This window comes from Longimicrobium sp., assembly GCF_036399935.1.
Lineage (GTDB): Bacteria > Gemmatimonadota > Gemmatimonadetes > Longimicrobiales > Longimicrobiaceae > Longimicrobium.
This window is the reverse complement of sequence record NZ_DASWMD010000067.1, coordinates 1-12338: the sequence shown is the minus strand read 5'-3', so window position 1 is coordinate 12338 and position 12338 is coordinate 1. Positions and strand designations below refer to the sequence as shown.

14 protein-coding genes are annotated in these 12338 nt (G+C 70.5%); 13 read left to right on the top strand and 1 reads right to left on the bottom strand.

The features are described 5' to 3' along the window. The first annotated feature begins 491 nt into the window (after positions 1 to 491). The 13 genes from VGB24_RS20010 (at position 492) to VGB24_RS19950 (ending at position 12082) form a co-directional block, all read left to right on the top strand. Entirely contained in the window at positions 492 to 1106 is a 615-nt protein-coding gene (locus VGB24_RS20010) for an ATP-dependent Clp protease proteolytic subunit (protein WP_331074714.1), read from the top strand. A gap of 5 nt (positions 1107 to 1111) precedes the next feature. After that, entirely contained in the window at positions 1112 to 1696 is a 585-nt protein-coding gene (locus VGB24_RS20005) for a hypothetical protein (protein WP_331074713.1), read from the top strand. Continuing rightward, positions 1696 to 2433 carry a hypothetical protein gene (locus VGB24_RS20000; protein WP_331074712.1) on the top strand — a complete coding sequence of 246 codons (738 nt, stop codon included), beginning with the start codon at positions 1696 to 1698 and terminating at the stop codon, positions 2431 to 2433. The genes VGB24_RS20005 and VGB24_RS20000 overlap by 1 nt, the downstream gene beginning before the upstream one ends. A 55-nt stretch (positions 2434 to 2488) precedes the next feature. Further along, positions 2489 to 3334 carry a hypothetical protein gene (locus tag VGB24_RS19995; RefSeq protein WP_331074711.1) on the top strand — a complete coding sequence of 282 codons (846 nt, stop codon included), beginning with the start codon at positions 2489 to 2491 and terminating at the stop codon, positions 3332 to 3334. Continuing rightward, complete coding sequence (gene polX / locus VGB24_RS19990; RefSeq protein ID WP_331074710.1) at positions 3331 to 5079, top strand: DNA polymerase/3'-5' exonuclease PolX; 1749 nt, start codon at positions 3331 to 3333, stop codon at positions 5077 to 5079. Before VGB24_RS19995 ends, polX begins: the two co-directional genes overlap by 4 nt. Continuing rightward, positions 5048 to 5752 (top strand): endonuclease III, encoded by a 705-nt coding sequence (nth, locus tag VGB24_RS19985; protein WP_331074709.1) that lies wholly within the window; start codon positions 5048 to 5050, stop codon positions 5750 to 5752. The genes polX and nth overlap by 32 nt, the downstream gene beginning before the upstream one ends. 96 nt (positions 5753 to 5848) lie before the next feature. Continuing rightward, the gene (gene asnS, locus VGB24_RS19980) at positions 5849 to 7249 is read left to right on the top strand and encodes an asparagine--tRNA ligase (RefSeq protein WP_331074708.1); all 1401 of its coding nucleotides are present in this window, start codon (positions 5849 to 5851) and stop codon (positions 7247 to 7249) included. Between the two features lie 533 nt (positions 7250 to 7782). Beyond that, positions 7783 to 7950, top strand: a complete 168-nt coding sequence (locus VGB24_RS19975) for a hypothetical protein (RefSeq protein WP_331074707.1) — start codon at positions 7783 to 7785, stop codon at positions 7948 to 7950. 177 nt (positions 7951 to 8127) lie between these two features. Next, positions 8128 to 8700, top strand: coding sequence for an HD domain-containing protein (locus VGB24_RS19970; RefSeq protein ID WP_331074706.1), 573 nt, complete (start codon positions 8128 to 8130; stop codon positions 8698 to 8700). A gap of 176 nt (positions 8701 to 8876) precedes the next feature. Beyond that, the gene (locus VGB24_RS19965; protein ID WP_331074705.1) at positions 8877 to 9062 is read left to right on the top strand and encodes a hypothetical protein; all 186 of its coding nucleotides are present in this window, start codon (positions 8877 to 8879) and stop codon (positions 9060 to 9062) included. Positions 9063 to 9258: 196 nt separating this feature from the next. Continuing rightward, a complete protein-coding gene (locus VGB24_RS19960; protein ID WP_331074704.1) occupies positions 9259 to 9462 on the top strand; it encodes a hypothetical protein in 204 nt (67 codons plus the stop codon). A 65-nt stretch (positions 9463 to 9527) separates the two neighbouring features. After that, positions 9528 to 10724 (top strand): sensor histidine kinase, encoded by a 1197-nt coding sequence (locus VGB24_RS19955; RefSeq protein WP_331074703.1) that lies wholly within the window; start codon positions 9528 to 9530, stop codon positions 10722 to 10724. After that, complete coding sequence (locus tag VGB24_RS19950; protein ID WP_331074702.1) at positions 10721 to 12082, top strand: sigma-54 dependent transcriptional regulator; 1362 nt, start codon at positions 10721 to 10723, stop codon at positions 12080 to 12082. Before VGB24_RS19955 ends, VGB24_RS19950 begins: the two co-directional genes overlap by 4 nt. A gap of 75 nt (positions 12083 to 12157) precedes the next feature. Here the strand turns inward: VGB24_RS19950 and VGB24_RS19945 are convergent. Beyond that, positions 12158 to 12338, bottom strand: a 181-nt coding sequence (locus VGB24_RS19945; protein WP_331074701.1) for a hypothetical protein, incomplete at its 5' end; no start/stop codon positions are given.

Sequence of the window (12338 nt, the reverse complement as noted above, 5' to 3'; positions counted from 1 at the left end):
CGGCCTCTCCCCCGCAAACAGCGCGGGAGAGAGGGGAACTTCGGTCGGGGTTCCACTAGCTGCCGGTGCATGCCTTTGGGAGCCCCCTCCCCCCGGCCCCCGTCCCCCGCTGCGCAGGGGAGGGGGAGACCTGAATCGCGCTTCGGCTGGCCTGGCGCGCCGAACTGCGCGTGCAGTCCGCGCAGGCGGACTTCGTGACTTCCCAGCTGCGGTTTCAACCGCCGGGAGGAGATCGGGGCCTCTGCACTGGTGACCGCTGCGCGCCCGGGTTTGTGGCTGGATACTTCGCCCCGCGTGGCCCGTCGTACGGGATGATACGGTGCGCGTGGGGCTCAGGATGACACGTGGTGTGGAAGGGGCCGGGGCGACGGTCTGGTTTTCGCGACGGGGCCGCTCGGGACGGGCGGCCCTTTCGCTCCGCGCGGGCGCCTGCTAGGATCGCACGAGCAGACAACGCGTCCGCGCCAAGTCAAAACGTACGGGGATTCGGGATGATCAAGAATCAGGAAGACGATCAGGAGCACGAAGAAGAGCAGGCGCCCAAGGACCGGCCCAACGCGCTTACCGAGGGCATCCGCGAACGCCTGTTCAAGTCGCGCACGCTGATCATCAGCGGCGGCATCGACCAGCAGCTCACGTCCAACATCATCGGGCAGCTCCTGGCCATGTCGGGCGAGAGCGACCAGCCCATCAACATGTTCGTGAACTCGCAGGGCGGGCACGTGGAGTCGGGCGACACCATCCACGACGTCGTGCGCTTCATCAAGCCGCGCGTGCGGATGATCGGCACCGGGTGGGTGGCCAGCGCCGGCGCGCTGATCTTCGTGGCGGCCAAGAAGGAAGACCGCTACTGCCTCCCCAACACGCGCTTCCTGCTGCACCAGCCGGCGGGCGGCGCGGGGGGCACCGCGGCCGACATCGCCATCGAGGCGCACGAGATCATCAAGATGCGCGCGCGCATCAACCAGATCTTTTCCCGCGAGACGGGGCAGCCCATCGAGCGCATCGAATCCGACACGCACCGCAACTTCTGGCTCGATGCCAAGCAGGCGGTGGAGTACGGGCTGGTTCACCGCATCATCCACAGCATCGACGAGCTGGACTGACGCCGGTGCTGCCGATGCACGGGGGCGCGGACCGGGACACCGGCTCCGCGCCCTCGTCGCGCCTGGGCCCGCGGTCCGCCGTGGACGCACTCCGCTCATTCGTCCTCCGCCACCGCTCGCGCCTGCGCCGCGGCTGTGCCCTCGGCGCTGCCGGGGTGCCGCTGGCGTTCGGCGCCGGTGCGGCGATGGTGGACGGGTGGGAGGCGAAGCGCTTTCTGCTTCTGTACATGGCGCCATTCTTCCCCGCGTTCTTCCTCTGGTCGCGGCGGTGGCTGAACGAGATCGAGCAGCACCGCCCCGGCGCGCTGGCCGTCGACGCGGTGGCCGTGGTCCTCGCCGCCACGCGGATGCTCGGAACGTGGCTGCCGTTTTCCGGGCACATGCTGTTCTACGCCTACGCCGGGCTGACCACGCGGTCCCGCGTGCTGCAGGTGCTGATCGGCGGGCTGGCCGCGGTCGCCGCGTGGTTCAAGCTCGTCCTCTGGGACGACTGGCGGTCCTTCGGCCTGGGGATCGCCGCCGGGCTGGCGCTCGCGGCCCTGCGTCTGCGTGTCGGACGAACATCGGCTGAACCACCATCCGCCACCTGATGAACTACTCGGAATTCGAGCGGCGCGCGCTGGAGATGTTCGAATCCATCCCACCGGAATTCAAGGGCGGGGTGGAGTACGTCTCGGTGTCGCGCGACACGGTGCCGCACCCGGAACTTCCGGACGTGTACACGCTGGGCGAGTGCGCCACGGGCGAGCTGGACTTAGGGATGGACCTTCCCGACCTCACGCGGTCCGGCGTTCACCTGTACTTCGGCTCGTTCCACGCGCTGGCGGAGATCGACGAGGAGTTCGACTGGGAGGGCGAGCTATGGGAAACGCTCACCCACGAGATCCGCCATCATCGCGAATCCACCGCGGGCGAGGACGCGCTGGAGGACTTCGACTACGCGGCGGACGAAAACTTCAAGCGCCACGAGGGGATGCCGTTCGACCCCCTCTTTTACCGCTCCGGCGAGCCGCTGGGCGACGACGCCTGGGACGTGGACGGCGACCGCTTCGCCGAGGTACGGATCGCCGGGCGCGACTTCGACCGGATGGACGAGGTGGTGGCGCAGCTCGGCGACGCGCGGGTGTCGGTGCCGCGCCCGGAGCGGCTGGGCGACGTGTGCTTCCTCTACCTGGAGGAGTTCGACGGCGGCCCCGGCGAGGCGGCCGTCGTGCTCGTCCGGCGGCGCGGCACGTGGGAGTCGCTGCGCGGCCTCTTCGGCGGCGGCGAGCCCGAGGTGCTGGAGTACGCCGTGGAGCCGGGCGACTGGTTCCGCGTGGAGGGCTGACGGGCTACTTTCCGTCGCGTGGACATGAGCGTGGGCGCGAAAGCGAGGGTGCGGCGTGGCTGACGAAGGCAAGGGCGGAACGGCGCGGCTGACGCCGTACGAGCTGGCGTTCCTGGGGGGCGACTTCGAGTCGCGGGTGTTCCCCGCGATCGTGGACGAGGCGGGCGGGCGCGGCGAAGATCCCGGCCGGCGCGACCGCTTTCAGTTCATCGCCGCAGTGGGCGACGCCGTGCGCGAGATCGTTCCAGCGGACGTGCCGCCCGAAACCCTCGACGAGTACCGCGCCCTGTTCTACCACGCCTTCAACTTCTGGCGCGCGGGCCGCCGGACGTTCGTGATGGACGCGCCGGTCGCGCGCTACCTCGTGGAGGCGGCGCCGCGGCTGGAGGGATGGGAGCTCGCCGCCCCCGCCGACGCGTTCTACCTGCAGCTTCCGCCCAACCTGTTCTGGGCCAGCATCAACCCCGACCAGCAGCCGGAGCCGGTGGACGGGTTCTTCGTCACGCTCGCGACCGAAATCGACGCGCGGGGCACGCCCTTCCAGGACCTGCAGGCGCTGATGATCCTGGGCATCCACCGCAACCGCCCAGGGTTCAGCGTCATCCCGTTCGACTGCGGAATCGGTCCCGGCATTCCCACCGTCTGGGCCGAGCCGGGAAGGGAAACCGGGCAGGACTTCGAGAACGTGCTTCCCGGCGGCGACATGGCCGGGCTGTACTCCATCCTCACCGTAACCGAGGCGCTGAAGCTGATCGGCCGTGTGCTCTGGTACGTGGACCGCCATCCCGAAGACATCGTTCCCGAGACGGCGCCGGAGCGGCGGCTGGAGGACCGGCCCGGGTCGCCGCCCCTGTCGCGGATGGACTTCCTTCGCGTGCGCTTCGGCGGGGCGGGGGCGTGACGGCGCGCGAGGCCGCCGCGGCCCTGTCCGAGATCGCCATGCTGCTGGAGGTGGTGGGCGGCAACCCGTTCCGCGCCAAGGCCTTCTCCTCCGCCGCCCGCGCGCTGGAAACCTCCACCGCCGACCTTCACCAGCTCGCCGCCGCGGGGCGGCTGCAGTCGCTCTCAGGGGTGGGCGAGGGGATCGGGGCCGTGCTCGAGGAGCTGGTGGGCACGGGGACGTCGGGGATGCTGGAGGAGCTGCGCGCCAAGACGCCGCTGGGCCTGTACGACCTGATGAAGATCAAGGGGCTCGGCGCCAAGCGCATCCGCACGCTGTACGCGGACTTAGGCGTCGACGGCCTTGATGCGCTGGAGAAGGCGGCGCTCGCGGGCAGGATCGCCACGCTTCCGGGGCTGGGGGCCAAGACGGAGCAGAAGATCCTGGAGGGGATCGCCTTCGCGCGGTCGCTGCGCGGGCGGCGGCGCTACTACCAGGCCATCGAGGCCGCGGCGGGGCTGCTGGAGCTGGTCGAAGGCCTCCCCGGCGTCGTGCAGGCGCGCGCGGCCGGGCAGGTGCGGCGGCGGCTGGAGGTGGTGGATTCCATCGACCTCGTGGCCTCGTCCAAGGATCCCGCCGCCGTGCTTGCCGCCTTTCGCGCCATCCAGGGCGTGGAATCGGCCGACGACGACGACGCGGACCACCGCGCCGAGGTGACCTTCGCGGACGGGCTCACCGCCCGTCTCACCTGCGTTCTGCCGACCCGCTTCGGTGCCGCGCTCGTCTGGGCGACGGGGAGCGACGAGCACCTGGCGCAGCTGTCGGCCCGGGCGGAGGAGCGGGGGCACCGGCTGAACGCGGAGGGGCTGGCGAAGGGAAACCGGCTCGTCGCGACCCCGGACGAGGAAAAGGTGTACGAAGTGCTCGGGCTGGCGTGGATCGCGCCCGAGCTGCGCGAGGGATGGGGCGAGGTGCAGGCCGCGGCGGACGGCACGCTGCCGAAGCTGGTGGAGGCGGAGGACCTGCGCGGCACCTTCCACTGCCACACGACGTGGTCGGACGGACGCGCCAGCGTGGCCGAGATGGCCCAGGCGGCGCGCGAGCGGGGCTGGGCGTACCTGGGCATCGCCGACCACTCGCAGGCGGCCGGCTACGCGGGAGGGCTCCCCCCGGCGGCGGTCCGCAAGCAGCACCGCGAAATCGACGCATGGAACGCGGAGCACGGGGGGAGGGGGAAAAAGCGCTTCCGCCTGTTCAAGGGGGTGGAAAGCGACATCCTGGCGGACGGGCGGCTGGACTACGACGACGCCGTGCTCGCCTCGTTCGACTACGTCGTGGGCTCCGTGCACTCCGGCTTTCAGATGCCCGAGCGCGAGATGACGAACCGGCTGATCCGCGCCGTGTCGCATCCGCGCATCACCATGCTGGGCCACGCCACGGGCCGCCTGCTGCTGAAGCGCGACGGCTACGCCGTGGACGTGCGGGCGGTGATCGACGCGGCGGCGGAACATGGCGTGTGCGTGGAGATCAACGCCGATCCGCACCGGCTGGACGTGGACTGGAAGAACGCGCGCTACGCCGCCGAAAAGGGGGTGCTGGTGCCCATCAATCCCGACGCGCACTCTACGGGCGCGCTGGGCAACGTGCTGTACGGCGTGAACGTCGCGCGCAAGGCGTGGCTGACCGCCCCCCAGGTGCTGAACACCTGGGAGCTGGAGCCGCTGGAGGAGTTTCTTGCCCAGAGAAAGCAGAAAAGCGCGTCGTGAGCGCCTGAGGACGATCATGGAGCGGCTGGCGGAGACCTATCCCGACAGCCGCTGCTCGCTGGACTACCAGGACGCGCTGCAGCTGACCGTCGCCACGGTGCTCTCCGCGCAGTGCACCGACGCCGCCGTGAACCGCGCCACGCCGGCGCTGTTCGCGCGCTTCCGCACGGCCCAGGACTACGCCGCCGCCTCGCAGGAAGAGATGGAGGAGTACCTGAAGTCCCTCAACTTCTTCCGCAACAAGTCCCGGTCGCTGATCGGCCTGGGGCGCGCGCTGGTGGAGCGGCACGGCGGCGAGGTGCCGGTGGATCTGGTTGCGCTGACGCAGCTTCCCGGCGTGGGCCGCAAGACGGCGAACGTGGTGCTTGGCGTCGGCTTCGGCGTGGCGGAGGGCGTCGTCGTCGACACGCACGTCAAGCGCATCGCCGCGCGGCTGGGAATGACGCGGGAGGAAGACCCGGAGAAGATCGAGCAGGACCTGCTGAAGCTGCTGGACGAGGGCGACCGGGTGATCTTCACGCATCGCCTTATCGACCACGGCCGGGCCACCTGCACGGCGCGGCGGCCCTTCTGCGAGCGCTGCCCCGTGGCGGACCTGTGCCCCACCGCACCCGCCGTGTATCGCACCGCGGCGGGAGGCGCCCTCCATTCCTCCCCCGCGCCCTCCGTGTGAGGCCGTAGTTCGTTCGTTGTCGCGCACCGTACCCGATTCTTGTACATTCTCCGCGCGCGAACACGCATCCACGAGACAGACTCCCAAAACCGAAGCATGAGCCGCACACCGATCTCGCAGCTCCTGGCCGGCGCCGTGCCCGCGGGCCAGGCGGTGACCGTCAAGGGCTGGGTCCGCACCCGCCGCGACTCCAAGGCGGGCCTTTCGTTCATCCACGTGCACGACGGCTCCTGCTTCAATCCCGTCCAGGTGGTGGCGAACCGCGACCTGCCCAACTACGCCGACCAGGTGCAGCGGCTGACGACCGGGTGCTCGGTGTCCGTCGAGGGCGAGGTGGTGGCCACCCCGGGGCGCCCGCAGCCGTTCGAGATCCACGCGCGCGCCGTGGAGGTGCTGGGGTGGGTGGACGATCCCGAGACGTACCCCATCCAGCCCAAGCAGCACTCGATGGAGTTCCTGCGCTCCGTCGCCCACCTGCGCGTGCGCACCAACACCTTCGGGGCGGTGGCGCGCGTGCGCAACTCGCTGGCGATGGCGGTGCACCGCTTCTTCCACGAGCGCGGCTTCTTCTGGGTGCACACGCCCATCATCACCACCAGCGACGCCGAGGGCGCGGGCGAGATGTTCCGCGTGAGCACGCTGGACCTGGCCAACCTGCCGCGGACGCCGGAGGGCGGGGCGGACTTCGGCCACGACTTCTTCGGGCGCTTGGCCTCGCTGACGGTCAGCGGGCAGCTGAACGTGGAGGCGTACTGCATGGCGCTTTCCAACGTGTACACGTTCGGCCCCACCTTCCGCGCGGAGAACAGCAACACCACGCGGCACGCGGCCGAGTTCTGGATGATCGAGCCGGAGATCGCCTTCGCCGACCTGAACGACGACGCCGACCTCGCCGAAGACTTCCTGAAGGCCATCATCCGCGACCTGCTGAAGGAGCGGCAGGACGACATGGAGTTCTTCGACGAGCGCATCCAGAAGGGCGTCGTCAAGCGGATGGAGGACGTGGTGCGCACTCCGTTCGAGCGGATGGAGTACACCGAGGCCGTCCGCCGGCTGGAGGCCTCGGGGAAGAAGTTCGAGTTCCCCGTTTCCTGGGGCGTGGACCTGGCCACGGAGCACGAGCGCTACCTGAGCGAGGAGCTGGTGGGCGGGCCGGTGGTGGTGATGAACTACCCCAAGGACATCAAGTCATTCTACATGCGCGTGAACGAGGACGGGCGCACGGTGCGGGCGATGGACGTGCTGGCGCCGGGGGTGGGCGAGATCATCGGCGGGTCGCAGCGCGAGGAGCGGCTGGACGTGCTGGATGCGCGCATCGCCGAGATGGGGCTGGATGCACAGGCGTACTGGTGGTACCGCGACCTGCGCCGCTACGGCACGGTGCCGCACGCCGGGTTCGGCCTGGGCTTCGAGCGGATGATCATGTACGCCACGGGGATGGCCAACATCCGCGACGTGCTTCCGTACCCGCGCACGCCGGGCAGCGCGGACTTCTGAGGGGCCTCCCCGGGCCTCGCCTGGGGCGACTGAAGTCGCGGCAACGACGGCCCGAAGTCCGCCTTCGCGGACTGCACGCGCAGTCGAGCGCGCGCCCCCAGCCGACGCGCACCGGGCTGGCTCCCTTCCCCCGCGCAGTTTGCGGGGGAAGGGCTGGGGATGGGGGGCGCCAGCCGCATGCGAACCGCCCAACATGATCCGGTATGAAGTCCTCCCCTCTCCGCATGCGCAGCATGCGGGGAGGGGCCGGGGGAGGGGCTCCCACGGCATGCGAGGCAGCCCGTCGGACCCCGATCGAAGTTCGTCTTCGGCCTCGGCCGGGCTGGTGCGACTGAAGTCGCGACTACGACGGCACGAAGTCCGCCTGCCCGGACTGCACGGGAAAACTCGGTGCGGGAGGCGAGTGGGGCAGTGTGCTCACTCGCCTCGTTGACGTTTTACGTCGGATTGGGGTTGTCGCCCCGGCGCGGGATCGGTATCGTTGGGCAATGCCTTCGGCGCCCCACACCCCACGCTACCTGGGAGACCACCCGATGAAGAAGCTCACGCTGAACCTGGACGCCATTCGCGTCACCTCGTTCGAAGCCGCGCCCGCGCCAGAGCAGCCCGGCACGGTGCAGGCGCACGTTGCCACGCCCAACTGCCCGCTGACGATCGACGAGACCTGCTGGTGCACCGAACAGATGAGCTGCTGGTGCTGACGGACCACCGCTGAATCGCCCTGGACTGGGCGGCGGCGTACGCGAGGCGCGGAGGAGGGAGCTTTCCCTGTTCCGCGCCTCGCTGCATCTGCCCACCGCCGAATGGACGAACCCCCGCCGCCGGGGTACATTGGCGCGCCCGAGGACCACGGAAATCGACGAACCCGGACCGGACCCATGCCCGACCTTCCCAGCCGCGACGAAGCGCTCGCGCTGATGCACGAGCACGTGGAAAGCGAAAGCCTGCGCCGCCACATGTACGCCGTCGAGGCCGCCTGCCGCGCCTACGCCCGCACCTTCGGGGCCGACGAGGACACCTTTGGCCTGGCCGGGCTGCTTCACGACTTCGACTACGAGCGCTGGCCCGACGAGCACCCGCTACGCGGCGCCGGGATGCTGCGGGAGCGCGGATACCCCGAACCGGTCGTGCGCGCCATCCTGGCCCACTACTCCGCCCGCACTGGCGTGGTCCCCGAGTCGCGGCTGGAGCGCACCCTTCACGCCTGCGACGAGATCACCGGGCTGATCACCGCCGCCGCCCTGGTGCGGCCCAGCCGGTCGGTGATGGACCTGGAGGCGAAGTCGGTGCTCAAGAAGATGAAGGACAAGCAGTTCGCCGCCGGCGTGGACCGCGACGACGTACGGCAGGCCGCCGAGGAGCTGGGCGTGGAGCTCGCCGAGCACGTGCAGTTCGTCATCGAAGCCATGCGCGGCGTGGCGCCTGAATTAGGATTGGCGGCCCCGGCCTGATCGCCGGGAAGAGCCAGCCGATTGGTGGCATGTGCAATGTCTCTGATACGGTGCGCGTATCAGAGACATTGCATTCAAGAGTCCGGAAAAGCGAGCGTTGCCGCAGGCGGTTGATGTTGATGGGAAAAGCACTTACTTTAGGGAAGCGAGGGAAAGAATCCCAGTATTTCATCGTCATGTCATTGATCCTGATCGCGAGCCTGGCCGCCGCCGGCATATCGGTGCTCCTGGCCCGGCGCGCCCTGATGCCCCGCTGCCCGCGCTGCCAGAGCAAGGAGTGGGACCGGCGGCTGTGCGCGCCCCTGCTCTTCTGCCGGCGCTGCGCCAGCCGCATCGACCACGCGGGCAAGCTGTACAACTGATCCCGGCCGCACGGCCGTCCCGTCCCGCCGCGGCGGCGCTCCCCCCCGGGAAGCGCCGCCGCGTTCGCATCACCCCAATTCGTTGCGGCGCAGGCGTTTGCAGCCGGGTGCAGACGGGCCCTCGCGCGGCGGTCGCCCGTGTGTTACTGTGTGAGGGTGGGCAGGGAAGGCATACCGATTCTCACGGGAGGAACGAATGAGGAAGCCGGTCAGCAAGCACGCGCTGAGGCGCGCCCTGGAGCAGGCAGCCAGCGAGGGGCTGGTGCAGTGGGAAGAGCCCACGGCCGCCGTCGTCGACCGCGTCTGGCACCTGATTTCCCGCGAGGCGCTGGACGGCAAGCCCGCGACCGGCGGAACCCGGGCGGTCGCCGCCCGCCGCCGCCAGCCCGCCGCCGTCTGACCCCCGCGCGCGTCGCCGTGCCGGCGCCCAGCCATACCCCGAGCCCCGGCCACGGCCGGGGCTCGTTGCGTGGCGAGCTGCTTTTCAACCTCACCTTCCTGGGGCTGGCGGCCGCGCTGCTGGCCGCCGCCACCCGCACCGTCATGCAGGCGGCGGCGCCCGGTTCGGCCTGGCTGCTGGTGCTGCTGGTGCTGGCCGACGCCGCCGCGTTCGTGCTGCTGGCCAACCACCTGATCGTGCGCCTGGTGCTGCGCCCGGTGCAGGCCGCCGTCGCCGCCGCCGAGGCCGTGGCCGGGGGCGACTACGAGCGCCGCGCCCCGGCGGCCGAGAGCCACGAGATGGCCGCCCTTTCCCAGGCGCTGAACCGCATGACCGACCAGCTGCTCGACAACCAGCAGCGGCTGGCCGACAACGTCCGCTCCCTCGACGAGACGAATCGGCGTCTCCTGGGCACCGAGCGCGAGCTGGTGGAGGCCGAAAAGATGGCCGGCGTGGGGCGACTGGCCGCGGGCGTGGCGCACGAGATCGGCAACCCGCTGGCCGCACTGATGGGCTACGCCGCCGTGCTGCGCCGCCGCGGGGCCGACCCCGAGCTGGTGGGCGGGCTGGAGGGCGAGGCGCGCCGCATCGACCGCATCGTCCGCGGGCTGCTGGAGTACGCCCGCCCCGCGCCCCGCGAGCGAGAGCCCGTCGACGCCAACGAGTCCATCCGCCGCGCCGTCCATACCCTGCGCTCTCAGGGGCTGCTGGACGGGATCGACGTCGTCCTTCACCTCGCGGACGGACTCCCCCCGCTCAGCGGCTCTCCGCACCTGCTGGACCAGGTGTGGGTGAACCTGCTCGACAACGCGCGCCGGGCCATGGAAGCGCGGGGAACCCTCACCGTCACCACGGCGCTGGAGCAGTACCGCCCCGAGCGCCCGCTCCCCACCCGCCGCGCCGACGACCCCCCGGGAATCTCGTACGCGCACCTGCGGCGCCCCCGCGCGGCCTCCATCCGCGACCCCCACCGCATCGACTCCGACACCGAGACGCTGCGGGTGAGCGTCGAAGACACCGGCCCGGGCATCTCGCCGGAGGCGGCCGACAAGGTGTTCGACCCGTTCTTCACCACCCGCCCGCCCGGCGAGGGCACGGGGCTGGGGCTTGCCATCGTCGCGAGCACGGTGGCAGACTTCGGGGGGCGCGTAGAAGTGGCCGCCGCGCCGGGCGGCGGGGCCGCCTTCGTCCTTTTCCTTCCCACCAGGCGCCACCAGAGTTGAGCGACCGCCGGGTTCTGGTCATCGACGACGAGGCGGGGCTTCGTCACACGCTCCTGCTGATCCTTCGCGACGAGGGCTACCACGTGCTGGTGGCCGAGGACGGCGAGGCCGGGCTGCGCCTGGCGCTGGCCGAGCACCCGCAGCTGGTGCTGTGCGACGTGCGCATGCCGCGGATGGGCGGGCTGGAGTTCCTGGAGCGCTACGTGGAGGCGGGCGGCACCGCGCTGGTGGTGATGATGAGCGCCTACGGGGCCCTGGACCAGGCGGTCGAGGCCATGCGCCGGGGCGCCTACGACTACATCTCCAAGCCCTTCAACGCCGACGAGGTGATCCTCACCCTGCGCAAGGCCGAAGAGCGCGAACAGCTTCGGCGCGAGGTGGCGCGCCTCAGGAAGGAGGTGGGCGAGGTCGCCGGCTTCGAGGAGGTGATCGGCGTTTCCGCCGCCATGCGCGAGGTGACGGACCTGGCCGCGCGCGTGGCCCCCTTTCCCTCCACCGTGCTGCTGACCGGCGAAAGCGGAAGCGGCAAGGAGGCCATCGCGCGGGCGGTGCACCGGGCGTCGGCCCGGCGCGAAAAGCCCTTCGTGGCCGTCAACTGCGGCGCCATTCCCGAAAACCTGCTGGAAAGCGAGCTGTTCGGCCACGAGAAGGGCGCCTTCACGGGCGCCGACCGGGTGCACGAGGGGTTGTTCGAGGAGGCGGACGGGGGAACGCTGTTCCTGGACGAGATCGGCGAGATGCCGCTGCCCCTGCAGGTGAAGCTGCTGCGCGTGCTGCAGGAGCGCACCGTGCGCCGGGTGGGCGGCACCGGCGAGCGGGCCGTGGACGTCCGCGTGCTGGCCGCCACCGCCCGCGACCTGGTGGACGAGGTGCGCGAGGGACGCTTTCGCGAAGACCTGTTCTACCGCATCAACGTGGTGCAGGTGCACGTGCCGCCCCTGCGCACCCGCCCCGAAGACATCCCCGCGCTGGCCGCGCACTTCGTCCATCGGCACGCCCCGCGGCTGGGGATCGCCGATCCGGAGGTGTCCCGCGAGCTGTTTCCCGTCCTTGCGGCGTACACGTGGCCGGGAAACGTGAGGGAGCTGGAAAACGTGATCGAGCGCGCTCTGGTACTTTCCGGCGGGAAAGTACAGGTAGAGCACCTGCCGCCCCACGTGCGTTCGGGCCGGCCCCCGTTCGAGGTGCTTGCCGACGACGGCGACCTGTCCGTCAAGCGCCGCCTTCCCTCGCTGGAAAAGACGCTGATCTCCCGCGCCCTGGAGCGCACCGGCGGCAACCGCACGCGCGCCGCGGAAATGCTGGACCTCTCCGTCCGCGCCCTCACGTACAAGATCCGCGACTACGGGCTGGAGTAGCGATCCCGCCGAAAACGCGAGAAGCCGCCAGGGATGGCGGCTTCCTTGTATGCGAGAGGCCGGACATTCGCCTCGTCAGCAAGTTCCCTCGGCGATGGCGCCCGTCTGGTCGATCCGGAACGAGCGCAGCCCATGGCTGGCGTTCAGGGGAATGGCGCAGGCGGTGAACGAGGCAGCGCCGCCGTTGACGCCAAAGCTGTAGTACTTGCCGTCGGCGATGTTGGCGCCGCCGCCCTCCACCTCGTCGATGGTGGCC

Coding starts and splice junctions, on each gene's coding strand:
- VGB24_RS19960 (WP_331074704.1), top strand. CDS start 9,259: ATGAGGAAGCCGGTCAGCAAGCACGCGCTGAGGCGCGCCCTGGAGCAG.
- VGB24_RS19975 (WP_331074707.1), top strand. CDS start 7,783: ATGAAGAAGCTCACGCTGAACCTGGACGCCATTCGCGTCACCTCGTTC.
- VGB24_RS19965 (WP_331074705.1), top strand. CDS start 8,877: ATGTCATTGATCCTGATCGCGAGCCTGGCCGCCGCCGGCATATCGGTG.
- VGB24_RS19970 (WP_331074706.1), top strand. CDS start 8,128: ATGCCCGACCTTCCCAGCCGCGACGAAGCGCTCGCGCTGATGCACGAG.
- VGB24_RS20010 (WP_331074714.1), top strand. CDS start 492: ATGATCAAGAATCAGGAAGACGATCAGGAGCACGAAGAAGAGCAGGCG.
- VGB24_RS20000 (WP_331074712.1), top strand. CDS start 1,696: ATGAACTACTCGGAATTCGAGCGGCGCGCGCTGGAGATGTTCGAATCC.
- asnS (WP_331074708.1), top strand. CDS start 5,849: ATGAGCCGCACACCGATCTCGCAGCTCCTGGCCGGCGCCGTGCCCGCG.